Origin of the sequence: Romboutsia sp., assembly GCF_051659545.1 — a bacterium.
Lineage (GTDB): Bacteria > Bacillota > Clostridia > Peptostreptococcales > Peptostreptococcaceae > JBOFOR01.
In genome coordinates this window covers 1-25,214 of record NZ_JBOFOR010000120.1, presented here as the reverse complement: position 1 = coordinate 25,214, position 25,214 = coordinate 1, and the positions used below count along the sequence as shown (strand labels likewise).

The 25,214-nt window shown below is 29.8% G+C and carries 20 protein-coding genes, 1 pseudogene and 1 riboswitch; of the genes and pseudogenes, 3 read left to right on the top strand and 18 right to left on the bottom strand.

The annotated features are described in order from the left end of the window. Positions 1-95 precede the first annotated feature (95 nt). From guaA to larB, 4 genes and pseudogenes are all read right to left on the bottom strand, one after another. Positions 96-1,628 (bottom strand): glutamine-hydrolyzing GMP synthase, encoded by a 1,533-nt coding sequence (gene guaA / locus ACRC03_RS06995; RefSeq protein WP_438651843.1) that lies wholly within the window; start codon positions 1,626-1,628, stop codon positions 96-98. A 1-nt stretch (position 1,629) separates the two neighbouring features. Then, positions 1,630-3,093 carry an IMP dehydrogenase gene (gene guaB / locus ACRC03_RS06990; RefSeq protein WP_438651842.1) on the bottom strand — a complete coding sequence of 488 codons (1,464 nt, stop codon included), beginning with the start codon at positions 3,091-3,093 and terminating at the stop codon, positions 1,630-1,632. A 205-nt stretch (positions 3,094-3,298) separates the two neighbouring features. Then, positions 3,299-3,400: riboswitch (purine riboswitch) on the bottom strand. 48 nt (positions 3,401-3,448) lie between these two features. Continuing rightward, a pseudogene (larC, locus tag ACRC03_RS06985) lies at positions 3,449-4,632 on the bottom strand (nickel pincer cofactor biosynthesis protein LarC). Positions 4,633-4,643: 11 nt separating this feature from the next. Further along, entirely contained in the window at positions 4,644-5,387 is a 744-nt protein-coding gene (gene larB, locus ACRC03_RS06980; protein ID WP_438651841.1) for a nickel pincer cofactor biosynthesis protein LarB, read from the bottom strand. A 359-nt stretch (positions 5,388-5,746) separates the two neighbouring features. Between larB and ACRC03_RS06975 the strand changes: the two genes are divergently transcribed. Beyond that, positions 5,747-7,789: a methyl-accepting chemotaxis protein gene (locus tag ACRC03_RS06975; protein WP_438651840.1), complete on the top strand. Its 2,043-nt coding sequence runs from the start codon at positions 5,747-5,749 to the stop codon at positions 7,787-7,789. Between the two features lie 38 nt (positions 7,790-7,827). On the opposite strand, the gene groL is transcribed toward ACRC03_RS06975, so the two are convergent. From groL to ACRC03_RS06955, 4 genes are all read right to left on the bottom strand, one after another. Continuing rightward, a complete protein-coding gene (gene groL / locus ACRC03_RS06970) occupies positions 7,828-9,447 on the bottom strand; it encodes a chaperonin GroEL (protein WP_438651839.1) in 1,620 nt (539 codons plus the stop codon). 19 nt (positions 9,448-9,466) lie between these two features. Further along, a complete protein-coding gene (locus ACRC03_RS06965; protein ID WP_438651838.1) occupies positions 9,467-9,751 on the bottom strand; it encodes a co-chaperone GroES in 285 nt (94 codons plus the stop codon). A gap of 207 nt (positions 9,752-9,958) precedes the next feature. Continuing rightward, entirely contained in the window at positions 9,959-11,449 is a 1,491-nt protein-coding gene (gene cls, locus ACRC03_RS06960) for a cardiolipin synthase (protein ID WP_438651837.1), read from the bottom strand. A 15-nt stretch (positions 11,450-11,464) separates the two neighbouring features. Continuing rightward, positions 11,465-12,340 carry a DNA-3-methyladenine glycosylase family protein gene (locus ACRC03_RS06955; protein ID WP_438651836.1) on the bottom strand — a complete coding sequence of 292 codons (876 nt, stop codon included), beginning with the start codon at positions 12,338-12,340 and terminating at the stop codon, positions 11,465-11,467. 166 nt (positions 12,341-12,506) lie between these two features. On the opposite strand from ACRC03_RS06955, the gene ACRC03_RS06950 reads away from it, so the two are divergent. Both ACRC03_RS06950 and ACRC03_RS06945 read left to right on the top strand, forming a co-directional pair. After that, positions 12,507-13,169: a deoxynucleoside kinase gene (locus ACRC03_RS06950; RefSeq protein WP_438651835.1), complete on the top strand. Its 663-nt coding sequence runs from the start codon at positions 12,507-12,509 to the stop codon at positions 13,167-13,169. Then, a complete protein-coding gene (locus ACRC03_RS06945) occupies positions 13,162-13,815 on the top strand; it encodes a deoxynucleoside kinase (RefSeq protein WP_438651834.1) in 654 nt (217 codons plus the stop codon). Before ACRC03_RS06950 ends, ACRC03_RS06945 begins: the two co-directional genes overlap by 8 nt. Before the next feature lie 328 nt (positions 13,816-14,143). On the opposite strand, the gene ACRC03_RS06940 is transcribed toward ACRC03_RS06945, so the two are convergent. From ACRC03_RS06940 to cooS, 10 genes are all read right to left on the bottom strand, one after another. Then, complete coding sequence (locus tag ACRC03_RS06940; RefSeq protein ID WP_438651833.1) at positions 14,144-15,187, bottom strand: YeiH family protein; 1,044 nt, start codon at positions 15,185-15,187, stop codon at positions 14,144-14,146. 258 nt (positions 15,188-15,445) lie between these two features. Further along, positions 15,446-16,030: an orotate phosphoribosyltransferase gene (gene pyrE / locus ACRC03_RS06935; RefSeq protein WP_438651832.1), complete on the bottom strand. Its 585-nt coding sequence runs from the start codon at positions 16,028-16,030 to the stop codon at positions 15,446-15,448. 71 nt (positions 16,031-16,101) lie between these two features. Continuing rightward, entirely contained in the window at positions 16,102-17,004 is a 903-nt protein-coding gene (locus ACRC03_RS06930; protein WP_438651831.1) for a dihydroorotate dehydrogenase, read from the bottom strand. Next, positions 16,997-17,689, bottom strand: a complete 693-nt coding sequence (locus tag ACRC03_RS06925; RefSeq protein WP_438651830.1) for a dihydroorotate dehydrogenase electron transfer subunit — start codon at positions 17,687-17,689, stop codon at positions 16,997-16,999. Before ACRC03_RS06925 ends, ACRC03_RS06930 begins: the two co-directional genes overlap by 8 nt. Further along, the gene (pyrB, locus tag ACRC03_RS06920; RefSeq protein WP_438651829.1) at positions 17,682-18,641 is read right to left on the bottom strand and encodes an aspartate carbamoyltransferase; all 960 of its coding nucleotides are present in this window, start codon (positions 18,639-18,641) and stop codon (positions 17,682-17,684) included. Before pyrB ends, ACRC03_RS06925 begins: the two co-directional genes overlap by 8 nt. Positions 18,642-18,817: 176 nt before the next feature. Beyond that, positions 18,818-19,987 carry a C40 family peptidase gene (locus ACRC03_RS06915; RefSeq protein ID WP_438651828.1) on the bottom strand — a complete coding sequence of 390 codons (1,170 nt, stop codon included), beginning with the start codon at positions 19,985-19,987 and terminating at the stop codon, positions 18,818-18,820. 418 nt (positions 19,988-20,405) lie between these two features. After that, on the bottom strand, positions 20,406-21,215 hold the full coding sequence (locus ACRC03_RS06910) for an ATP-binding protein (protein ID WP_438651827.1): 810 nt from the start codon (positions 21,213-21,215) through the stop codon (positions 20,406-20,408). 95 nt (positions 21,216-21,310) lie between these two features. Continuing rightward, the gene (locus ACRC03_RS06905; protein WP_438651826.1) at positions 21,311-22,579 is read right to left on the bottom strand and encodes an NAD(P)/FAD-dependent oxidoreductase; all 1,269 of its coding nucleotides are present in this window, start codon (positions 22,577-22,579) and stop codon (positions 21,311-21,313) included. Then, positions 22,569-23,024: a 4Fe-4S dicluster domain-containing protein gene (locus ACRC03_RS06900; RefSeq protein WP_438651825.1), complete on the bottom strand. Its 456-nt coding sequence runs from the start codon at positions 23,022-23,024 to the stop codon at positions 22,569-22,571. The genes ACRC03_RS06905 and ACRC03_RS06900 overlap by 11 nt, the downstream gene beginning before the upstream one ends. Continuing rightward, positions 23,017-24,918, bottom strand: a complete 1,902-nt coding sequence (cooS, locus tag ACRC03_RS06895; RefSeq protein ID WP_438651824.1) for an anaerobic carbon-monoxide dehydrogenase catalytic subunit — start codon at positions 24,916-24,918, stop codon at positions 23,017-23,019. Before cooS ends, ACRC03_RS06900 begins: the two co-directional genes overlap by 8 nt. Between the last annotated feature and the right edge of the window lie 296 nt (positions 24,919-25,214).

Genomic DNA, 25,214 nt, shown 5'->3' with positions numbered 1-25,214 from the left:
CTAATCTTTCATTTATGTCTATATTTTGTATAAGATTCAAAGTTTATATTCTTAATGTGCTTTTATTTTTGTATCTAAACTAGATTATTTAATTGTTATTCCCACTCTATTGTTCCTGGTGGTTTAGAAGTTATATCGTAAACTACTCTATTAGCTCCATCAACTTCATTTACTATTCTATTAGATATTTTTTCTAATACGTCATACGGCATTTTGTACCAATCTGAAGTCATTCCATCAGAAGAAGTAACTGCTCTTATACCCACTAAGTACGCATAAGTTCTTTCATCTCCCATAACTCCAACTGTTTTTACATCTGGTAATGTAGCAAATGCTTGCCATATTTCTTTGTATAATCCCTCTTCTTTTAGTATATCCATGTATATAGCATCAGCTTCTCTTAAGATATCACATCTTTCTTTAGTTACTTCACCTATAACTCTTATTCCTAGACCTGGTCCTGGGAATGGATGTCTAAATATTAAATCTTCATCTATTCCTAATTCTAAACCGATTTTTCTAACTTCATCCTTGAATAATTCTCTTAATGGCTCTACTATTTGGAATTCTATATCTTCTGGTATTCCACCAACATTATGATGAGATTTTATAGTGGCAGCTTCACCTTGTCCACTCTCTACTACATCTGGATATATAGTTCCTTGTGCTAAGAAGTCCATTTTACCTAATTTATTTGATTCTTCCTCAAATACTCTTATGAATTCTTCACCTATTATTTTTCTCTTTGCTTCTGGTTCAATTATTCCTTTTAACTTACCTAAGAATCTATCTTCACAGTTAACTCTTATTAAGTTCATATCAAATCTATCTCTGAAGATTCTTTCTACATCATTACCTTCATTTTTTCTAAGTAATCCATGGTCAACGAATACACAAGTTAAGTTATCTCCTATTGCTCTGTGTACAAGTACTGCTGCTACTGATGAATCCACTCCACCACTTAATGCACATAGTACTTTTTTATCTCCTATTGTTGCCTTTAATTCTTTTATTTTATCTTCTATAAATGAATCTGTAGTCCAATCTCCACTTACTTTACAAACATTGTATAAGAAGTTTCTAAGTACCTTATCTCCATCTAAGCAATGTTCAACTTCTGGATGGAATTGCACTCCGTATAAATTTTTTTCTGAGTTTTGCATAGCTGCAACTGGACAATCCTTAGTGTGTGCAACTGATATAAATCCTTCTGGTAATACATCTATTAAATCTGTATGACTCATCCAAACTGTATTTGTAGTTATTCCTTCAAATAATGGTGAGTTTTCATAAGTTATAGTTGTTTTTCCATATTCTTTTTCACTAGTATTTCCTTTCCTTACGTTACCACCTAATATATGAGACATTACTTGTATTCCGTAGCATATACCAAGTATTGGCACACCTATTTCAAAAATTTCCTTAGCTATTTTAGGTGATTTTTCTAAGTATGCACTATTTGGTCCTCCAGTAAATATTATTCCTTTTGGATTCATAGCCTTTATTTTTTCTATATCTGTAGTATATGGTACTATTTCACAATATACATTATTTTCTCTAACTCTTCTTGCTATTAATTGATTGTATTGACCTCCGAAGTCAACAACTAGTACTAATTCATGCTTCATATTATATCTCCCCTTGCATACTGTAGTTTGGTGCTTCTTTGCTTATTGTTATGTCATGCGGATGACTTTCTTTTAAAGATGCTGCTGTTATCTTAACAAATTGAGCATTATCCGCTAAATCTCTTAATGTAGGTGATCCACAGTATCCCATACCTGCTCTTATACCACCTATCATTTGGTATACTATATCTTCTGCTTTTCCTTTGTATGCTACCATTCCTTCAACACCTTCAGGAACAAGTTTCTTAGCATCATTTTGGAAATATCTATCCTTCGATCCTTTTTCCATAGCTCCTATTGATCCCATACCTCTATAAGTCTTGTATGATCTACCTCTATAAAGGACTATTTCTCCTGGGCTTTCTTCAGTTCCCGCAAATAATGATCCCATCATACAAACAGAAGCTCCTCCAGCTAATGCTTTAACTATATCTCCAGAGAATTTAATACCTCCATCTGCTATTACTGGTACACCGTATTTGTGACCAACTTCAGCACAATCCATAACAGCTGTTAATTGAGGAACTCCTATACCTGCAACTACTCTTGTTGTGCATATAGATCCTGGACCTATACCAACCTTAACACAGTCTGCACCAACTTTTATTAAATCTTCTGTTGCTTCTGGTGTTGCAACATTTCCTGCTATTACTTGAAGTTGTGGATACGCTTTTTTAACTTTTGAAACTGCATCCATAACACCTTTAGAATGTCCATGTGCACTATCTAAAACTATTGCATCAACCTTAACTTTTACTAATGCTGCTACTCTATCCATAAGATCTGCACTTATTCCTACTGCTGCTCCACATAATAATCTTCCACGAGAATCTTGTGCTGCATGAGGATATTGTATTTTCTTTTCTATATCTTTTATAGTTATTAAACCTTTTAGATAACCTTCATCATCTATTAAAGGTAGTTTTTCTATTTTGTGCTTTTTAAGTATTTGTTGAGCTTCAACTAAGTTTATTCCTTCTTTAGCTGTTACTAAATTTTCTTTAGTCATAGCATCTTCTATACTCTTATTCATGTTATCTTCGAATTTTATATCTCTATTTGTTATTATTCCTATTAATTTATTATCTTCATCAACTATTGGTACACCCGATATTTTATACCTAGCCATTATATCATCTGCATCTTGTATAGTGTGTTCTTTAGATAAGTAGAAAGGATCTGATATAACACCACTTTGACTTTTTTTCACTTTGTCTACTTCTAGTGCTTGCTCTTCTATAGACATGTTTTTATGAATTATACCTATACCACCTTGTCTCGCCATTGATATAGCCATTTTAGATTCTGTTACAGTATCCATACCTGCACTCATTAAAGGTATGTTTAGTTTTATAGTCTTAGTTAAATAAGTTTCTATATTAACATCTTTCGGTAATACCTCAGATTTTTGTGGTACTAATAAAACATCATCAAACGTTAAGCCTTCTTTTAATATAGTTGCCATAGTAGTTCTCCCTTTCATTCTAATAACACGAATTTTTATTAATATTTTTTATTTTTTGTTCGACCAAAAAAAATATAAAAAAACTGCATAATAATTCCACTAATATTTTTAAGTGAAATTACTATGCAGTCTTTAAAACATCTATTTTCCATAGCCAACGTTTAGGGACTTGGTCAGCCTATACGCTTACTTAAATTAGATGTTTAGCTATAATAATTTCACTCATAGTCAAGATATTTACGGTATCTCGGTAGAAACTCTCAGACCTTATTTCCGAGTATATACGAGTGATATTTGTTTATGTAATCAATAAATTATTTCTTAATTTGAATACTAATTTATCAAAATTTGCTTATTATGTCAATAAGTTTATATCAAATTCTTTATTTATTATACTAAATATTTTATTCATAAGCTGATTTAATGGTATTCCATGATATTCAGCTATAGCTTTACAATCTTCATACTCAGGGGTAGTTTTAATTAACTTCCCTTTATAATAACCTAGTTTAACGTTAATAACTCCATAAGTAGTATTTAATTCAACAAACTTTCTTTTTAGTTTAAATCTATTGAATTCATTGTATCTCACTCCAAATGTACTTGTTTCTGTTACTAGTATATCTATAAAATTTTCTAAATCTTTTTTTTCACATATAATACAAACCTTAGTTGCTGGTCTATTCTTTTTCATATATATACTTTCTGTATATATATCTAAAGCTCCATTTTTTAAAACTTTATCATATAAATATGAATATATCTCAGAAGACATATCGTCTATATTTGCAATTATTTCATATACTAATTCTTCTTTTTTTTTTCACCTAATATAACTCTTAGCATATTTGGTATTTCAAACTTTTTGTGTCCTATTCCATACCCAATTTGGCTAACTTCTATTTCTAATACATCTACGAATTCATGGCATAAAGTTTTTATAATTGCAGCTCCTGTTGGAGTTGTACATTCTCCTTTAACTGTATTCAAAGCTATCGGTACTCCTTTTAAAATCTCTATAGTAGCAGGTGCTGGTACTGGCATAATACCATGATCACATTTAACAAATCCACTTCCTACGGGCACTTTAGTTGCACATATTTTATCTACACAAAGTAAATCTACTAATATAGATACTCCTATTATATCTACTATAGAATCTATAGCTCCTACCTCATGAAAATGTATTTTATCAATAGTAGTCCCATGAACCTTCGCTTCTGCGTCACCTATAGTCATAAATATATTTTTAGCCATATTTTTTACACTTTCATTAAGGCTACTATTTTCTATAATATCAAATATATCAATTAAATGTCTGTGAGCATTTGATTCTTTTGCAATAACCTCAACTTTTGTTCCAACTATTCCACTTTCATTTTTTGATTCTATTTTAATTTCAAATTCCTCATCTAAATTAAGCTTATCTAATTCTTCTAAGAATATTTCTTTAGGAACACCCACATCTAACAAACTTGCTATTGTCATGTCTCCAGAAATTCCATTTACAATATCAAAATAAAGTATTCTTTCCTTCACTTTATGCCTCCTTATTTAAGTTTATTTATCATAGCAGCTAAGTACCCTGCTCCAAACCCGTTATCAATGTTTACCACTGATATTCCCGATGCACAGCTATTTAGCATAGTAAGTAATGCCGATACTCCACCAAAATTAGCTCCATAACCAACTGAAGTAGGTACAGCTATTACAGGAACATCTACTAATCCTCCTACTACACTAGGAAGAGCTCCTTCCATACCAGCTACGGCTATTACTACTCTAGCTTCTTGAAGTATTGGTATACGATTTAGCAATCTATGAATTCCTGCTACACCTACATCATATATTCGTTCTACGTCGTTTCCTAGAAACTTAGCTGTATGATATGCTTCATCAGCAACTGGAATATCTGATGTTCCACCAGTAACAACAATAATCTTACCTTTACCTATATTTTCAATTTTACTATTTTCTATTTTAAATATTTTAGCTAATTCTTCATATTCAGCCTTTGGATAAACTGCCTTTATTTTATTAAACGTTTCTTTTCTACATCTAGTTCCTAAAATATTTGATCCTTTTTTATTCATTATATCTATAATTCCAATTATATGTTCATCCTCTTTAGCTCCACAATATATTACTTCTGGATATCCATTTCTTAATTCTCTGTGATGGTCAATATTTGCATATCCTATGTCTTCATAAGGTAAATCTTTAAGTTTATTTAGTGCATCTTCTATATTTATATTATCGTCTCTAACATCTTCTAAGATTTTTTTGATATTCATTTATTCACCCCTATTAATCTCTTTTTTTAATTTTATTCTAGTATATATTATATTTTCTTGCATTTGTACCTTTATACCAAATAATATTTTTTTAAACTTACTTTGTATAAATAAAATATAAGTCTTATTATGTTAATTCGTTGAAGGTTTTAAATTATTTGGCGTATAATGGTAATATATGATTAATAATTCAATATAAATATTAATCTTTAAGGTATCCTAAAATATAACTTTATACGCGTTTTTAATTAGGGCTTTACATAAATGTTAATTACAGCAAAGTGTTAACAACTTCATGTTATTACTCTGTTTTTTTAATATATTTAATCATATTTTTTTACTTTAAAGGGGGAGACCGTATGAAAAAATTTAATATTCATTCTTTAACTTTTAGATTGTGTATAACTATTATAGTTTTTGCTATAATACCTACAAGCATTATGTCATTTTTTATATTTACACAAGCTAAAGATAATTTATTAGAAGAACAAGAAAAATCTATAAATAGTGAGCTTTCACTAGTAAGCGATAATATTAATAGTATATTTGATAATATGTCCGATAATATTTCTTATTTTTCTAATAGTGCACTTTTGAAGAGTGCAGATAAGTCCATAACTTCTTATGTTAATAATACTTCAAATATTGTTATGACACCTCAGTCTAACGGTGGGATAGAGTCTGAGCTTTTTAACAATTTTGAAGCCTTTGGCAAAACACATCCATTATATCAGTATATTTTTATGGGTACAGAAGATGGAGGATTTGTTATGTATCCAGACGGTAATATGGATGGTAAGTTTGATCCTAGAGAAAGACCTTGGTATCCGAGTGCTAAAGAAGCAAACGGAGATGTTGTAATAGGTTCTCCATACTATTATGAAAGCGATAACATATCAATAGTTGGAATCTCACAAGCTGTTAAGAATAATAATGGTGATATTATAGGAGTAGTAGGTATTGATACAAGTTTAGAAAAAGTTACAACATTATTTAAAAATATAAGTGATAAAAGTAATGGATATTATATGCTAGTTGATGATAGTGGATCTATTATTGCTGACCCTAGCAATAATAAGAATAACTTTAAAGATTTATCCGAGGTATATGGTAAAGAATTTGCTACAGCAGTAAATCAAAATGTATCTTTTAAACAAATTGATGTAAATGGTAATTCTTCTTATGTAACATCCTTATCTTCTGAAAAGTCTGGATGGAATTATGTAGCTGTTATATCTGAAGCAAAACTATTAGGAAACTTAAATTCTATGGCAAAAATATGTGCAATAGTACTAATAATTATTTTAATAACTTCTATAATAATAGCGCTTTTAATTTCGCTTAAAATTATTAAACCTTTAAAAAAATTAACAACTATAACAACTAACCTTGCTAACGGAAACTTAGATGCTGAAATTGATATTAATTCAAATGATGAGGTTGGACAATTAGCTATATCTATGAAAGCTTTAGTAGATAGGTTACAAGTATATATACATTACATAGATGAAGTATCTTATTTGCTATTAGAAATAGGAAAAGGGAATTTAGATTTAGAGTTTAAACAAAAATATGATGGGGATTTTGTAGTAATTAAAGATGCCTTATTGAATACTTCTAGTATGTTAAACAATACTCTTTCTCAAATTAATGTAGCTGCTGAACAAGTAGCAAGTAGTTCAAGCCAAGTTTCTGATAGTGCACAACTACTTTCAGAAGGTGCAAGTGAGCAAGCAAGTTCTATTGAGGAACTATCTGCTACAATTAATGAAATATCATCTAATATAAAGAAAACAGCAAATAAGGCAACAACGGCTAAGGAAATATCATCAGAGTCAAATATATCTATCATGCAAAGCCAAAATCAAATGCAACAAACGATTAATGCTATGAATGAAATTAATAATACATCAAATGAAATTGGAAAAATAATCAAAAATATAGATGACGTTGCATTCCAAACTAATATTTTAGCACTTAATGCTGCTGTAGAAGCTGCTCGTGCTGGTTCTTATGGAAAAGGATTTGCAGTTGTTGCAGATGAAGTCAGAAATTTAGCTAGTAAATCTGCTGAAAGTGCAAAAAACACAGCATACCTAATTGACAATGCACTAGCTGCAATAGAAAAAGGTACTCTTACCGTTTCTGAAACAGCTAAATATCTTGAAAAAATAGTTACAAATTCTCAAAAGTCTGTAGATATTATACAATCGATTGCAGATATGAGTAATGAACAAGCTTTATCTATTGACCAAATAAATATTGGAGTAGAACAAATCTCCGCAATAGTTCAAACAAACAGCGCTACCTCTGAAGAAAGTGCAGCCGCAAGTGAAGAACTATTCGCACAAGCTCAAATGCTAAAAGATTTAATCAACGATTTCAATCTAAAAGATAGTTAAAATCAAAAAGGAATAGCACTTATGCTATTCCTTTTTATTTACATCATTCCTGGCATTCCACCCATTCCCGGCATTCCTTCATCACTTGCTATATCAGCAACTGCTGCTTCTGTAGTTAAGAATACTCCAGCTATAGATGCTGCATTTTGTAATGCAGTTCTAGTAACTTTAGTTGGATCAACTATTCCAGTTTCTATCATATTTACATACTTTTCATTTAATGCATCAAATCCTATTTCTGGATCTTCAGCCATAACATTTTGTATTATAACAGCTCCTTCAAGACCTGCATTTATTGCTATTTGTCTTAATGGTTCTTCTAATGCTTTTCTTATTATTTTAGCACCTATTTGTATTTCACCTTCAAGTGTTTCTACTAACTTATCTAAAGCAGGTATTACACTTACAAAAGCAGTACCTCCGCCAGCAACTATACCTTCTTCAACAGCCGCTCTTGTAGCATTAAGTGCATCTTCTATTCTTAATTTTCTTTCTTTCATTTCAACTTCTGTAGCAGCTCCAACTTTTATTACAGCTACTCCACCAGCTAACTTAGCTAATCTTTCCATTAATTTTTCTTTATCAAATTCAGAAGTAGTTTCTTCTACTTGATATTTTATTTGATTAACTCTATTTTCTATAGCTTGCTTATCTCCAAATCCATTTACTACTGTAGTGCTATCTTTTGTTACTTTTACAGAACCTGCTCTACCTAACATAGTTAAGTCAGCTTCTTTTAAGTCATATCCTAATTCTTCAGATATTACAGTTCCACCTGTAAGTATAGCTATATCTTCAAGCATAGCTTTTCTTCTATCTCCAAATCCTGGAGCTTTAACAGCTACTACTTCAAATGTTCCTCTTAATTTATTAACTACTAATGTAGATAATGCTTCACCTTCAACATCTTCAGCTATTATTAATAATTTCTTACCTTGTTGAACTATTTGTTCAAGAACTGGTAATATTTCTTGTATATTTCCTATTTTTTTGTCAGTTATTAATATGTATGGGTCATTTAAAACAGCTTCCATTTTATCTACATCTGTTACCATATATGCAGATACAAATCCTCTATCAAATTGCATACCTTCAACAGCATCTAATTCTGTATTCATAGTTTTAGATTCTTCTACCGTTATTACTCCATCTTTACCTACTATTTCCATAGCTTCTGCTATTAACTCACCAACTTCTTCATCTCCAGCAGATATAGAAGCAACATTTGATATAGATTCTTTAGTTTCAACTATTCTTGATTGACTCTTTAATTCTTCTACAGCCACATCAACAGCTTTTTGTATACCTTTTCTTATTAATACTGGGTTAGTTCCTGCTGTTACATTTTTTAACCCTTCTCTTATTATAGCTTGAGCTAAAACCGTAGCAGTTGTAGTACCATCTCCTGCAACATCGTTAGTCTTAGTCGCAACTTCTTTAACTAATTGAGCTCCCATGTTTTCAAATCTATCTTCTAACTCTATTTCTTTAGCTATTGTAACACCATCATTAGTTATAAGAGGTGAACCAAATTTCTTATCTAATATAACATTTCTTCCCTTAGGACCTAATGTAACTTTTACTGTGTCCGCTAATTTGTTAACACCAGCTTCTAAAGCTTTTCTTGTATCTTCTGCAAACTTAATTTCCTTAGCCATTTTTACCCCTCCTAAAAAATTATTCTATTACAGCTAATATATCATTTTGTTTTAATATTGTGTATTCATTTCCTTCTATTTTAACTTCTGTTCCTGCATATTTTTGGAATATAACTTTGTCTCCAACTTTCAGTTCCATAATTATTTCTTTTCCATCAACTATTCCACCTGGTCCAACTTCTACAACTTCAGCCATCTGAGGTTGTTCTTTAGCTGCTCCTGGTAAAACTATTCCACTTGCAGTTTTCTCTTCAGCTTCTAATTTTTTTATTACTACTCTATCAGCTAATGGTCTTATTTTCATAGCTTTTCCCTCCTAAATGAATTGTTTATATGTAAAAATAAATATATACTATAATCTTCATTATCACTCTATCATTAAGAGTGCTAACAATTATTATAGTATATTAATTGACCATATTTTTCAAGACTTTTTTATAATTTTTACAAGTAAAATAGCGAGTTTCATATAAACTAACCTTTAAATATTTTTTATCAATATAAAGCTTTTTTATAATATAGGAGAAAATAATCTAGCTATAGATTCTTTGATTTTTTTCATCATACTTCTATTACTAAAATCTTCAGTTTTTAACTCTTCGCTATTGCTCATATCTTCAAAAAAATCTTCTGTTGCTAATTTTATTATTTCTTTATCATATACAAAAGCATTTATTTCAAAATTTAACATAAAACTTCTTAAGTCCATATTTGCAGACCCAGTTGAAAATATTTTATCATCTATTATTACTAGCTTAGAATGTAAAAATCCTTTTGTATATAAATAAACTTTTCCTCCAGATCTTAATATGTCATCAAAATAAGAATAGGAAGCTGTATTTACAATTTTATGATCAACTATTTTAGGGAATATTATCCTTACATCTACACCACTTAAAGCAGCACTTTTTAAGGCCCTTAGAATACTTTCATCCGGAATAAAATATGGCGTTTCTATATATATACTTTTTTTAGCCTGACATATAGCTGTAAAGTAAGCATAGTGTATAGCCTCCCAGTCACTATCAGGTCCACTTGCTACAACTTGTATTGTGCTATTACCACAGTGTTCAATTTTAGGAAAATACTCCTTAGTAAGTATTACTTCTTTAGTAGTATAATACCAATCTATTAAAAATATCATTTGAAGCATATATACTGAAGTTCCTTCTATTCTAATGTGAGTATCTCTCCAATATCCAAATTTCTTATTGTGACCTAGATATTCATCTCCTATATTTATTCCTCCAGTATAGCCTATTTTTCCATCTATAACTGCTATTTTTCTATGATTTCTATAGTTAAGCTTACCACCTAACATTGGGAATTTATCTGGTATAAAAGGCTCTATTTTTATTCCATGTGTTCTCATTTCATTAAAAAATTTTCTATGAAACCAGCATCGCCAACACCCTACATCATCATATATAATTTTAACGTCAATTCCTTCTTTAGCTTTTTCAATAAGTTCCTCTTTTAATTTGCTTCCTATATTACTTTCTTTTATTATAAAATATTCCAAGTGTATATGATTTTCAGCTTCTTTTATATCTTTAATTAATCTATCGAATTTTTGATTTCCATCTATATAAACTTCTACATTATTATTTGTAGTATAAGGAAACATTCCTGTATTTAATAGTAAGCTTATTACTTTTTTTTCTGTGTAATTTTCTTCATTATCGTACATCAATATTTCTTGTTTTATGGATTCTTTTTCTAATTTTACTAACTCTTCTATATCTTTTAAATTCTCAAATAGATTTTCTTCTTTTATGCTACTTGCTAGTTTTTGAGTTTTAAGCATTCTTCTCTTTCTTAAATTTCTACCAAACATAGCATAAATTAAAATTCCTATTCCTGGAAGCAATATAAATATTAACAACCAACTCATAGTCTTAGAAGGATCTCTATTTTCAAGTATGATTGTCATGGATATTATGGCTCCAATTAAATAGGATAATATAAAAAAACTTAAAAATAATATACCTCCAATACTCATGTTTTCTCCCCTTTTTTATCTTCCTATACCAAGTTCTCTAGCATAGTAGAATAGATATTGTTGTGCAAATCCTGCTAATTCACCAAATTTATCAATAGCAAAAGTTCTTATTTTAGGCAAACTCATATCTTCTGCTACATAAAATTCTTGCATAACTCTTTTTACCCAAACATCTACAGGAAATGTATCGTATTTTTGCATTCCAAACAGAGCTATACAATCTCCAACCTTAGGTCCTACTCCATTAAATTTTAGCAATTGCTTTATACATTCATCTGTATTTAAATTTGTATATTCAGATATATTTTCATTATTTGTAACTATATTTTCAGCTGTACTTTTTATATATTTATCTCTAAATCCAGTTTGGCAAGCTCTTATTTCTTCTTGCGATGCTTTATTTAATTCTTGTGGTGTTGGAAACGCATAATAATCCTTTCCATTATACTGACCTATGTATTTACCATATTCTCTAGATAAATTTTCTATGGCCTTTTGTATCATCGGAATTCTGTTATTAGAAGAAATAATAAAAGATATTAGCATTTCCCATCCATCTTGCTTTAATATTCTTATTCCCCACCCAAAATCACAAGCTTTATCTAAGTACTCATCCATATTTTTAAGTGTGTTTTTTATTTCTGTATAATTTGTTCCTAAATCAAAGTAATTATACCAAATGCTGTTAAATTCCTCTAAATTAGTGTTATTTAAATAAATTTTATTATCTTCTCTATATACATTTAAAATTTTTCCTTTTGCAACTCCTGTATATGAACCATTTTCTTCTTTTATCCATCTAAAACATTGCCCACATTCAAATATATGCTTTGGTTCAAAATCTGCTACTCCCTCTAATATAACAGAATTATCTTTTTCGTAAATTTTCATAAATTAGTGCTCCTTTAATCTTCTCAATTTATTCTTAATTTACCCATATTCTGTATAAATTAAATTATTATTTTACATTTAATAACTTTTTTCAAAAATCTAGAGTAGAATTTAATTTTTTTTTCTGATAAAATACATTAGACATTATTTTGAGAAGGTGATTTATATGAATAATAGAGGTATCTTTATTGCAGTAGAAGGATGTATCGGGGTTGGTAAAACAACACTTGCAACTATACTTAATGATCATTTGGGTTATGTTTCTTTAAGAGAAATAGTTGAAGACAATCCTTTTTTATCAAATTTTTACAAGGATATTAAAGAATATGCTTTACAAACAGAAGCATTTTTTCTATTTAATAGAGTAAAACAATTAGAAGATATAGAAAAGAATACATTAAGCCAGTCAAAAAATGTGGTTAGTGACTATCACATTATAAAAAATCTTATATTCGCAGGTATAACTCTAGATAAAATGCAGCTTCATAGATATAAACAAGTATACAATACATTTGTTAATGATCTTCCACAACCAGATATAATAATATACTTACATTCAAATACAGATATTTTAATGAAAAGAATAGCTATGAGAGATAGAAGTTTTGAAAGGCAAATGGACAGAAATTACATTGAAGAATTAAATACTGAATACAAATATTATTTTTCTCCATTATCTATAAAGCATAACTTTATGGGAAAAGAGCCAATTATAATAGAAGTAAATAATTCAAATTTAGATTTCTTAAATAACAATGATGATAGACAATTCGTAATCAACAAGGTAGAAAAAGCAATTAAGACCTTAGGAGGAAAGCATAATGTTTAAGTTAGTAAATCAATGTAACAAACCTTTAAATAGAGATTTATTTATTACTGTAGCTGGAAATGTTGGAGCTGGAAAATCAACTTTAACGAAACTAGTAGGAGAAAGATTAGGCTTTGAAGCTCACTATGAAAAGGTTGATGGCAATCCATATTTAGAAGATTTCTATAATGACCAAGAAAAATGGGGATTCCATTTACAGTTATACTTCTTAGCTCAAAGGTTTAAGCAACAAAAAGAAATAGATTCTAACGGACTTAATAACATCCAAGATAGAAGTATATATGAAGACGTTGAAATATTTGCTAGAAACTTATTTGATAACGGCAAAATGACTAAGAGAGATTATATAACTTATAGAGATTTATTTAATGACATGGTTCCTCATTTAAGAAGACCAGACTTAATGATCTACCTAGATGGTTCTATAGATACTATAGTTCACAGAATAGATCTTAGAGGTCGTGATATGGAAAAGACTGTTGATGTAGAGTACTGGAGAAATCTTCATAATAGATATGAAAGATGGATAGGTGAATATGATCAGTCACCTGTTTTATATGTAAATATAAATGAAGTTGATTTAATAAATAATCCAGAGCATTTAGATATGTTATGTGATGAAATAAAGAAAATTTTAGGAATGTAGCTTTGCTACATTCTTTTTTATTACTTGAATATACCACTTAGCAGTATAATATTTATATACCTACCCCGCAAGGGACATGTGTGTACAGTATCATAAAATAGCTCTGCTAATTCTTTGCAATCTGATGCTTGGTATTCCCGAATAATCATCTTTCCTCCTACAAGTTACTATTTTTAAGCCTGCTCTATATATTGGAATTTATCCATTTTTTAGTATTTCGCCATTTATAATATTATAACGTTAACTCAATACTTATATTGAATTTAGAGTATTTTTTAATATTATAAACTCCTTGTAATTTTAAAAAAGAATGCCTTATCAGGCATTCTTATAATAACACTGCTATTAATGCTACTGCCGAAACTACTTGTACTATACCTACAAATAATCCGTATAAAGAGACTGCTTTTCCTTGTTGTATTAAATCTTTTATATTTACTCTCAATCCGATTGCAGCTAGGGCAAATATCTCTAATTTATTACTTATTGCTTTACATACTTCTGAAACTTGCACTGATATTATATTCATAGAAAATAAAGCACACATGATAAAGAATCCTATTACATACCATGGTATTTTTATCTTTCCTTTTTTAGTGTCTTCTACTTCTTCTTCTATTATTTCTTTATTTGATTTTTGTTTTAAGTGACCAAATGTAAATACAACTGCTACTAATAATATTACTCTTACTATCTTAAATATCATTGCTAAGTCTTTTACAGAATCACTAACCATTGTACCACTTGCTACAACTTGTCCTACCGACTGTAATATTCCTCCTATTAATGCTGAGGTTTCAAATAAATCGTAATTATATAGTATCTTAGCTAATAACGGAAGTAAGAACATTAAAAATATACCTGTTACATTTACTATTGTTATTGATATACCCTTATCCTTGTCATCAGCATCAATAACTGGTACTGTTGCTGCTATGGCAGAAGAACCACACACAGCATTTCCACTAGCCATAAGATATCTGAAATTTTCTCCAAATCCTAATCTTTTCCCTATATACAAAGTTCCTATTATTGTAATTACCATCTGCAAAATTACAAACAATATACCTGTAAATCCTAATTCCATTAAGGTTGAAACACTCAAAGTTGCACCTAATAAAACTATAGAATATGATAATAAATCACTTTCAGAAAATTTGTATCCTTCCTGAAATTTTTCTTGATGCAAAAATAAATTCCCTACTAACATTCCTAAAAATATAGCTATCGTAGCTGAGCCTAATTTAGGAACTACATTTGCTAATAATATGCTTGCTAAGCCGACAAGTATTGATACTAACAAACCTGGTAGAATTTTTACAAACCTAGTCAACAAGTTATTATTATTTTGCACTTGTTTATTTGTACTCATAAGTTTAAATACCATCCTTTTTATTTATGACATGAATAACTTTAATGTATTCATACTCATATATTGTAAATAATAATTAAAAATAGATTACCTCGGTTATTATTAATAATTTTGTTTATGATTATAGTTTTAAATTCTTCCTATTAATATATACTTTTTTATTATAGGAAGGTTAGGTAATTAAAGGCTAAAAAAATAAAGCTATTGCTTATGATTAATTTTAATCACTACACAATAGCTTTTTTATATAAATTTATATTACATTCCTATTTCTTTAAATTCTCTGCTTCCTGGCTTAACTAATGCTATTTCTCCCGCTTTACATAAAGGACAGTTATCTGCATCATGTACTTCTATCTCTAACTTTATAGCACTGTATATTGGCATTCCTATATCATTACTTGTTCTGTTAGCTATACAAGCAACTCCTATAACTTCTCCACCTAATTTTTCTAAAGCTTCTTTTGTTTCTATTGTTGATTTACCAGTTGTAACAACATCTTCTGCTATTATTATTCTAGCTCCAGGCTTAACTTCAAACCCTCTTCTTAATTCCATTACTCCGTCTTTTCTTTCAGTGAATACAGTTTCTTTGTTTAATTGTCTTCCTAGTTCGTAAGAAACTATAACTCCACCCATTGCTGGACCAACTACTAAGTCTATATTTAAATCTTTTATTTGTTCAACTACTGTACTTAATACTGCTTCTGCGTATTGTGGGAATCTTAATACCTTTGCACATTGTACGTATCTGTTACTGTGCTTTCCTGATGATAATAAGAAATGTCCTTCCAATAATGCTTCACTTTTCTTTAGTATATCTACTACATCTACTTTACTCATAATTATGTCCTCCAATATTCTCATGTGTTTTTTATTTTAATATGCATATTATATTCATTTAAATTTTAAGTTTATAATATTCCTCTTATTTCATCTAAGCTTTTTATTCCTTCTCTATCCATAAAAGCTTCTATACCATCTATTATTTCAAGACCTATCTTAGGATTAATAAAGTTAGCCGTACCTACTTGTATACATGTAGAACCTGCCATAATAAACTCTATTGCGTCTTCTGCTGTTGTTATGCCGCCCATTCCCATAACTGGTATATTTACGTTTTTACAAACCTCATGAACCATTCTAAGAGCTATTGGCTTTATAGCTGGACCTGATAGTCCTGCGTATATGTTGTCAAATACAGGTTTTCTCTTATGTATGTCTATAGCCATAGCTTTAAATGTATTTACTAAAGATACTCCGTTAGCACCTTCTTCTTCACATACTTTAGCCATACCTATTATGTCTTCTGCATTTGGTGATAATTTTATTACAAGAGGAAGATTAGTTATATTTCTGACTTCTCTTACTACTTCTCTTGCTACTTCGTTTTTTATTCCAAATGCCATTCCTCCTGCCTTAACATTAGGGCAAGATATGTTTAATTCTATCATATCTATTGGTTGGTCATTTAGTAATTGAACTCCTTGTAAGTAATCTTCTAACGTTCCTCCACCTACATTTGCAATTCTTACTAAATCTAAATTCTTGAAAAATTGTAATTCATTTTCTATGAACCCTTCTACTCCAGGATTTTCAAGGCCAACACTATTCATCATTCCAGATGGTGTTTCGCACACTCTCATTCCTGTGTTTCCATCTCTTTTGTTTAGAGTAAGACCTTTGCTGCTTACTCCTCCTAATTTTTGTATATCGTAAATTTCATTATACTCTTTTCCAAATCCAAATGTTCCCGATGCCATTATAAGTGGATTTTTAAAATCAATATCTCCAAATTTCACATTTAAATTAACCATTAAATATCACGTCCTCTCCCCAAAATACAGGGCCATCCTTACAAGTTTTTTTGTTTCCGAACTTAGTTTTGCAAGTACACACTAAACATGCTCCTACTCCACAAGCCATATGATTTTCTAAAGATACCATTATTTTAGTATTTGTTCCCTCTACCATTTTTACTAGCTTTTCCATCATAGGAGTAGGTCCACAAGTTAGTATATAGTCGTATTTGTTAACATCTAATATATCCGTTACAAATGTGTTTCCAGTCGCTATATAAACTTCATTACAAACTGATTTATACTCTTCTTCTAAAATAGCTTCATTTCTAAAACCAAGGTATGCATCACAGTTATCTAAGTTTTTTGCTACTAAATATAGTGGTGCTACGCCTATACCGCCTCCAACTAAAGCTATTTTTCCTTCTACTTTTTCATATCCATTTCCGTATGGACCTTCTAAGTTTATAGTATCCTCTTTAGTTAATCTGCTTAGTATTTTAGTTCCTTCTCCTACAATCTTGTATAAGAAACTTATACCATTTTCATCTATGTCATATATGCTTATTGGTCTTGAAAGTAGCGGGTATTTGTCCCACGCTCTTAACATATAGAACTGTCCCATTTTGCCTTCAAAATTTCCTGCTACTCTCATCAGATACATGTCTTCGCCTATATATTTATTTTCAAGAATCTTATGCATTTATACATTTCCTTTCTTCTATTTCATTTCTTTGAGTCCCTACTCCTAAAAGCTTCATTATTAAAGACATTCTTGCAAACATTCCGTACTTAGCTTGCTTGAAGTATACTGCTCTTTCATCAGAATCTACATCTACATCTATTTCATTTACTCTTGGTAATGGATGCATAACTAACATATCTTTTTTAGCATTATTCATTTTTGTTGCATTTAATATATAACAATCTTTTAGTCTCTCATATTCTTCTTGATCTTCAAATCTTTCTCTTTGAACTCTTGTCATGTATAATACATCTAAACTATCTATAACATCATCTAAGTTATTGGTTTCATGATATTCATGTCCCTTTATAGCCTCTTTTATATAGTCTGGCATTTGTAATTCTTCTGGTGATATAAATACAAATTTTGTGTTTTGATATCTAGCCATAGCTTTAACTAAAGAGTGTACTGTTCTTCCATTCTTTAAATCTCCGCATATTCCTATTGTATGATTTTCTAAACTTCCTTTTAGTGATTTTATAGTAAGTAGATCTGTAAGTGTTTGAGTTGGATGTTGATTTCCTCCGTCTCCCGCGTTGATAAATGGTACATCTGAATACTGTGCTGCTTCTGCTGCCGAACCTGCTACTGGATGTCTCATAACAATTGCATCAGAATAACATGCAACAGTTCTTATAGTGTCTCCTAGTGATTCTCCTTTTGATACTGATGATGAACTCGGCTCAGAAAAACCTACAATTTTTCCACCTAATCTACACATTGCAGCTTCAAAGCTTAATCTAGTTCTTGTTGATGGCTCATAGAACAATGTAGCCAATACTTTACCTTCACATATACGGGAATATTTTGACGGATCGTCAATTATATTTTGAGCTAATGATAATATTTCGTCTATTTCTTTTATTGAAAAGTCTTCTGGTTGGATTAAATTTCTTCCTTGTAATAACATATTATTTTCCCCCTTTTTCAGCCTCTCTGGACTGAATTTAAAAGTATTTTTTTATTTCTGATAGTAGCTTAACACCTTTTACATTAATTGTCAATATTTTATGCTTGCACTTAAAATTAATTTTATATGTATAAATAGCCATCTATATTTCTATAGATGGCTTAAGTTTCTATTTATTATAAAACTCTCTTAGCTGTAACAAATCTAGAGCTATAGTAAGATGAGTTTATATCTACTGTTGTAACTGTTTTTCCTGATGATGGTGCATGAACCATTTTTCCTCCACCAACATATATTCCACAGTGGCTTACACCTTTTCCATTAGTATTGAAGAATACTAAATCTCCTGCTTGTAAGTTTGATTTACTTACAGTCTGACCAAATCCAGATTGAGCACTTGATGTTCTTGGTAAAGTAATTCCTGCAGCGTTTCTAAATACATATGAAGTTAAGCCTGAACAGTCAAAGCTGTTAGGACCTTCTGCTCCCCATACATATGGTGAACCTATTTTAGCATATGCTAAGTTTACAACTGCTTGTGCCGCTGATGTATTAGCAGATGGTGGATTATACGAGTCATTGTTCCCTTGCGATGGTTTTTGCTCAGGCTTAGTGACTTGTCCACTATTATTTGAAGAATTATTATTGTTATTTGAACTAGTGTTGTTATTTGAACTAGTGTTATTGTTGCTATTTGAACTAGTATTGTTGTTTGAACTAGTATTATTGTTGCTATTTGAACTAGTATTGTTGTTTGAACTAGAATTTTCAACAGTTTCAGTGTTGTTATCTTCTACAACTGGTTCCTCTTCTTCTATAACAGGCGCTTCTTCATTTATATATAAAGATCTTATATAACCTTCTTCTTCACCTTTTTTTACTTTTGTCCAATTTCCTTCTTCTTGTACTACTGTTATAGTACTTCCTATTTCTAACTCTTCAACTATTTCAGAGTCTACGTTTGCTTCTTTTCTAAAGTTTACTTTATTTTCTGTAACGTATCCTTTAGCTTCTTTTACGTCTACATATCTAGCTGGTAACCATCCTTGTCCATCTCCAACAACTACTTCTACCCATTCTCCTTGAGTTGCTAATACCTTAAATTCATCTCCAGTATAAGCTATATGTTGAACACTTCCTTCTTCTCTTACCTTTACAGCTACTCCGTCTTTTACAACAGCAACTTTGTATGATACTTCTTTATATTCTCCTATGTCTATAGTCGAATTTGAGCTATCCTCTGTATTTTTAACTTGATTATTTTTTACTTCGTCTGCATTTGCAACAGCTCCCATTGATAAAGCCATAACTGATGCAAACATTGGTACTAATATTTTTCTCTTCATGATATTTTTCCCTCCAAAAATTCACCATAAGTATTCTTACGTGTTATTTTTATAGGTGTAGTTATCTAGGATAAAATACTAATACACAAGATATTTTATAATTTTTTTTGTAACTTTTCTGTAATCTATTTTTACAATTTATGTAGTATTCTTATATTATGTTAAACTGATTTAAAATTTATATCTTGTATAGAATTTTGTATTTATTATTAAACTAATTATTTTATCCAATGTATCACCTAAATATACATTCTCTATTATTAATTATATATTATATAGGGGTACAAGTAAAGATTTTTATAAATTTTGTACGAATTTCAACATGACTTTTTATTAATTTATGTGTTTTTTTTATGTCCAAATCTATTTTTTTTTTGCAAATTGAATAGAGAGCATAAACACACTCCCTTCCTTTATTTTACTTGAATTTAAGTTTATTTATGTAAATATCTACTTTCTCTACATTAATTGATGTAATCTCTTCTATATTATTTTTGATTTTTTCTTGTATATAACTACAATTTTTAATTTGATTAACATTACATATATTTATATTTAAATTCACACTGATTATATTATTAATATTTGTTATGTCTATCTTATTTATTTTATCTATATACTCAATTTTACTCATTTCGTGTTTTATAATATCTTCTATGACATTGGTACTTATAAAAAATTTACCTCTATAGCTAAATATTGGTCTTATTATAGTTTTTTCTAAAACCTCTTCAGTTTTATTATTTTTTCTAAAAAGTTTTCTTTTTAAGGATTCTATTTTCAATCCACTTGTCATTGATTTTATTTCGATAGTAGGTACTGGAATTATATGATTTCCTTTTTTTCTAGAAATTTTAGCTTCGTTTATTTCTTGTTCAGTACTTATATCTTTTATATCTATATACTTTTCTATTTTGCCTAGCTCTAATTTATCTGCAATTTGATTTACCATCTTTTTAGAGGTTCCTATTATAAGTATTTTTTTTATTTCTTCTTCTTTTATTTTTGTTTTGACTTCTTTTCTGTGGTGATGGTTAAGAAATATAGCCCTTTTTACAGCCTCCATAGTTGTATTTGCTTGTTTTGATGATATTCCTGATAGTATTTTATTTTTGTATATTAATATGCCATCATCTATTATATAGTCTATTTCATTATCATATGATAATTCCAGGGCTTTGTAACTTTTACCAGTTCCACTAGAACCTACTAATGCATATATTTCCATGATACCATCCCTTTCTTAAATAATATAAACTTATAATTATATTTACGCATAAAATGGATATTGCATTAGTTTTTATTGCAACATCCATTTTTGTTTTATAAACTGTAACAGAATTCTCCATTTTCTTTAAGTGTTAAAAAATCTCCGTATCCTATGTCAAATATTCTATCTTCTATGTTTGGTATTTTTACATTGTTTTTTATTAAATATGCTAATGCTCCAGTGTACGATATATCACCTTGAGCTACTACTCCATAAATTACATCATCTTTGTATATAAACTTTTTGTAGTCATCTCCATCACATCTAGTTACTACCTTGTAACTCTCATCTATAGGATTTACAATTCCTAATGATACAGTAGCTATACCCATGAAGTTCATACTATTCTTAAATGCAAAGCTGTCATTAATTTGTTTTTCAACTCCAGCCATATTATACGCTGCTGTTATACCTTGTTTTACTGCTAATGGCCAGATTGCATTTTTTCCTACAACATCCCCTGCTGCATAAATATTTTCTACTGTAGTCTCACATTTATCGTTTATAACTATTCCTCTGTCACATTCTATCTTTGTATTATTTACAAATTCTACACTCGGAGAAACACCTGTAGCAACTATTATCATATCACATTCTACCAGTATATCGTTTTCCAGTTTTATACCTTTTACATCTTTATTATCTTTTAATGATATTTCTTGTATTTTAGAATTTGGATAAAGCTTAACTCCTTTTTTTAAGAACTTATTTTCATATGTTGATGCCGTGTATTTATCTAATTGCTTATTTAATACAAATGGCTCTGTGTATACTAATGATACATTTAAGTTTTCATAATCCATTAATCCAGCTACTGCATCTATACCTACAAGACCTGCTCCAATTATAGCAACATTTTTACTTTTTGAGGCTTTTTCTTTTATTTTGTATATATCTTCTATATTTCTTACTGCATATACAAAATTACCATCTCTTAAGTTCTTTATAGGAGGTATAAATGATGATGCTCCTGTAGCAATTAATAATTTATCGTATTCTATTATTTTTCCTTCTAATTCTACTAATTTCGCTTTTTCATCAATACCTTTTACTTCTTGATTTTTTATCCATTTTATTTTGTTATCATCTATAAATTTTTCTTCTACAAAATTAATTTCTTCTACTGTTTTATGATTTGATATAACATGATGTAACATACAACGAGAGTATATCTTTTCATCTTTAGAAATTAATATAATATCGGCTTCTTTGTCTAATTCTCTAAGTGTTTTAACTGCATTTATTCCTGCTGCACTAGCTCCTAATACTACGTATTTTGTAGGTTGCTTACCTTTAAATACATTCTTTAATTTATCTAGCATCATAAGCCTCCTTTTGTAACTCTATTGCACCACTTGGACAATTAGCTACACATCTAGGATACTCTTCATTTTTACACAAATCACATTTTAATATTATTTGTTTACTTCTATCATCTGGCTTCAATACTCCATAAGGACAAGACATTACACACATATAGCAAGTTCCACATTTCTTTTCATCATATGCAACAATACCACTCTCTTTATCCTTATACATAGCACCACTCATACAAGTAAGTACGCACTCTGCTTCATCACAATGTCTACAAAGTATAGGCACTGGTTTGTTATTTTTATCTAACTCAATATGTCCTCTGCTATCATTATCTATATTTTCTAAGTCAAGTGTATAGATGTTGTTACCTTCACTGTGTTTTAGCATACAAGCTAAAACACAGTTTTTACATCCAGTACATAATTCCTTATTTATTAAGATTCTATGCATAACATTCCACTTCCTTTAGACCTAATTTTTGTCTTCTATCTATTATAATTTCTTCTAATTGGTCTGCTGAAGATTTAGGATCCGGATTAACTATTACGTGACCTCCAGTTAAATCCTTTAATGTTTCTGTTAGAACTTTCGTTACTTCTTTTCCACCTGTTATGAATGGAGGTAATGCTAGATGTAGTGGTAATCCTAATGCTAAACCAAATGCACCATCTGCTAATGCTTGCTCTTCTAACCATTGTGGAGCAGATAATACTAATGGTAATTGTGGTATGTCTATTCCTAGTTCTGCTGCTAATTCTGTTGCTACTATTTCTAGTCTGCCTATTGCTAAACATGGTCCAAAGTTTAATACAGGTGGTATTCCTAATGTCTTACAAACTTCTTTTAGGTTTTCGCCTGCTAACTCTTCAGCTCCAGGTGACATTAATCCTACATTTTCAAGTCCTCCAGTTGAACATCCTGCTGATAAAACTATTATATCTCTCTTAATTAGTTCTTTAGTTAATTCAACTGTATTTATATCATGTCCTCCAGCTGTCATATTAGAACATCCTACAACTGCTGCTATCCCTTTTATTTTACCCTCTGCTATTAAGTCTATAAGAGGTTTCCATGAGTCTCCTAAGAATGATTTTAAGTTCTTTTCACTTACACCTGTTAAAGATTTTTCATATCCATGATCACTAGGTATGTCTATCTCTACTGTACCTCTTCTTTCTTTGTATGACTCTAATGCTTTGTTTATTAATAATGTACTTATTTCTTCTACATTTTCTCTTTCAAATGGAACATATTCTGCATTAGCTTTTTTAGCTACATCATCTAAACACACCATCTTAACTTTATATTTATCTGCTATAGGTTCAAGACCTGGTATTGTACAGTTAAATTCTGATAATACTATGTCTATTGCTCCTGTAGCTAAAACTGCTTCACTTGTGAAGTTGTTTCCTGCATGGCCTGCAAATACTTCTTGATAATGTTCCCCTCTTAATTGTAAATCTTGACCTACGCAAGTACATCCAACTAGTTTAAATCCTTTTGCCCCTGCTTCTTTTGCTAGTGCTACTACATCAGCGTCTTTTAGTCTATCTTGGAAATGAGAGAATGTTGAATGTTGATGTCCAGTTATCATTATATTGATATAATCTGGGTTTATAACATTAAACCCTACTGGAGCCATTCTTATAACCGGTTCTCCTAACATAACATCGTTAAGTAAGTTCGTTAACATAAGTCCATATAATCCTGTTGATATTCCCAAGTTTAAACAATTTACTAACATATCTACAGGATCACTGTTTAAATTAGTAGATGATTTAACGATTGCATCAAACATTTCTGACTTAGCTCCACCAGGCATAATACCTAGTTCTTTCCATCTCTTAACCCTTGGTGCATATGCTAATTTTTCAACAAGCTCCATTTTTTCAAATCTTGGTTTGTATAAATCATTTATAACTTTATCAGCTATTATTATACATTTTTTATGATTATCACTTTCTTCTATTTCAAATTTCTCCGCTAAATTATTAAGTGCATTTAATCCTTTTATTACTCCCTTAGTTTCCCCTAAATGCTTTAAGTTTCTTGCTGTATTTTCTACTACATGTAAATAACAAGCTGATCCAGATGCCACCGCTCTTAAGAAATTTCTAGCTACTATTGTATCTGCGTCTGCACCACATATTCCTTTTGGTGAACTTGGTGTAACTCTACATGGACCATTTGCACATAATCTACAACATACACCTTGAAGACCAAATCCACATTTTACTTTTTGATCTTCTGTTCTATGGAATGCTGTTTCTACATCCTTAGATGCAATAAAGCTTTCTAATCTCTTATCTGCACTTTCACACATTTTACAAGTATTACAAGACATACTTAATTTCCCCCTTAAGTTTTTTTATAAGTTTTTGATAGATTGTTATTTGGAATGTTTTTTCTAGAAGATATTTGTTTTTGACTTATATACATTATTTACCACCTAAATTTATATATTAAACATATTTTTTTATTTTTTTTTATTTTTTTAATTATACTGCACAGTCAAAAGTTCATATGATTAAGAAGCCTGAAAAAATTCTCTTTTTTGGGCTTCTTCCTGCTTTTCTTTAATTATTTTAGTTATGCTTAAATCCCTATTTTTATCCAAACTCAATAAAATAATATAGCGAA

Coding starts and splice junctions, on each gene's coding strand:
- guaA (WP_438651843.1), bottom strand. CDS start 1,628: ATGAAGCATGAATTAGTACTAGTTGTTGACTTCGGAGGTCAATACAAT.
- pyrE (WP_438651832.1), bottom strand. CDS start 16,030: ATGAGTAAAGTAGATGTAGTAGATATACTAAAGAAAAGTGAAGCATTA.
- cooS (WP_438651824.1), bottom strand. CDS start 24,918: ATGTCTTGTAATACTTGTAAAATGTGTGAAAGTGCAGATAAGAGATTA.
- pyrB (WP_438651829.1), bottom strand. CDS start 18,641: ATGTTATTACAAGGAAGAAATTTAATCCAACCAGAAGACTTTTCAATA.
- ACRC03_RS06975 (WP_438651840.1), top strand. CDS start 5,747: ATGAAAAAATTTAATATTCATTCTTTAACTTTTAGATTGTGTATAACT.
- ACRC03_RS06955 (WP_438651836.1), bottom strand. CDS start 12,340: ATGAAAATTTACGAAAAAGATAATTCTGTTATATTAGAGGGAGTAGCA.
- ACRC03_RS06930 (WP_438651831.1), bottom strand. CDS start 17,004: ATGGTTAATTTAAATGTGAAATTTGGAGATATTGATTTTAAAAATCCA.
- ACRC03_RS06965 (WP_438651838.1), bottom strand. CDS start 9,751: ATGAAAATAAGACCATTAGCTGATAGAGTAGTAATAAAAAAATTAGAA.
- ACRC03_RS06910 (WP_438651827.1), bottom strand. CDS start 21,215: ATGGAAATATATGCATTAGTAGGTTCTAGTGGAACTGGTAAAAGTTAC.
- groL (WP_438651839.1), bottom strand. CDS start 9,447: ATGGCTAAGGAAATTAAGTTTGCAGAAGATACAAGAAAAGCTTTAGAA.
- ACRC03_RS06940 (WP_438651833.1), bottom strand. CDS start 15,187: ATGAGTACAAATAAACAAGTGCAAAATAATAATAACTTGTTGACTAGG.
- ACRC03_RS06925 (WP_438651830.1), bottom strand. CDS start 17,689: ATGCATAAGATTCTTGAAAATAAATATATAGGCGAAGACATGTATCTG.
- cls (WP_438651837.1), bottom strand. CDS start 11,449: ATGAGTATTGGAGGTATATTATTTTTAAGTTTTTTTATATTATCCTAT.
- ACRC03_RS06915 (WP_438651828.1), bottom strand. CDS start 19,987: ATGAAGAGAAAAATATTAGTACCAATGTTTGCATCAGTTATGGCTTTA.
- ACRC03_RS06905 (WP_438651826.1), bottom strand. CDS start 22,579: ATGCTAGATAAATTAAAGAATGTATTTAAAGGTAAGCAACCTACAAAA.
- guaB (WP_438651842.1), bottom strand. CDS start 3,093: ATGGCAACTATATTAAAAGAAGGCTTAACGTTTGATGATGTTTTATTA.
- ACRC03_RS06900 (WP_438651825.1), bottom strand. CDS start 23,024: ATGCATAGAATCTTAATAAATAAGGAATTATGTACTGGATGTAAAAAC.
- ACRC03_RS06945 (WP_438651834.1), top strand. CDS start 13,162: ATGTTTAAGTTAGTAAATCAATGTAACAAACCTTTAAATAGAGATTTA.
- larB (WP_438651841.1), bottom strand. CDS start 5,387: ATGAATATCAAAAAAATCTTAGAAGATGTTAGAGACGATAATATAAAT.
- ACRC03_RS06950 (WP_438651835.1), top strand. CDS start 12,507: ATGAATAATAGAGGTATCTTTATTGCAGTAGAAGGATGTATCGGGGTT.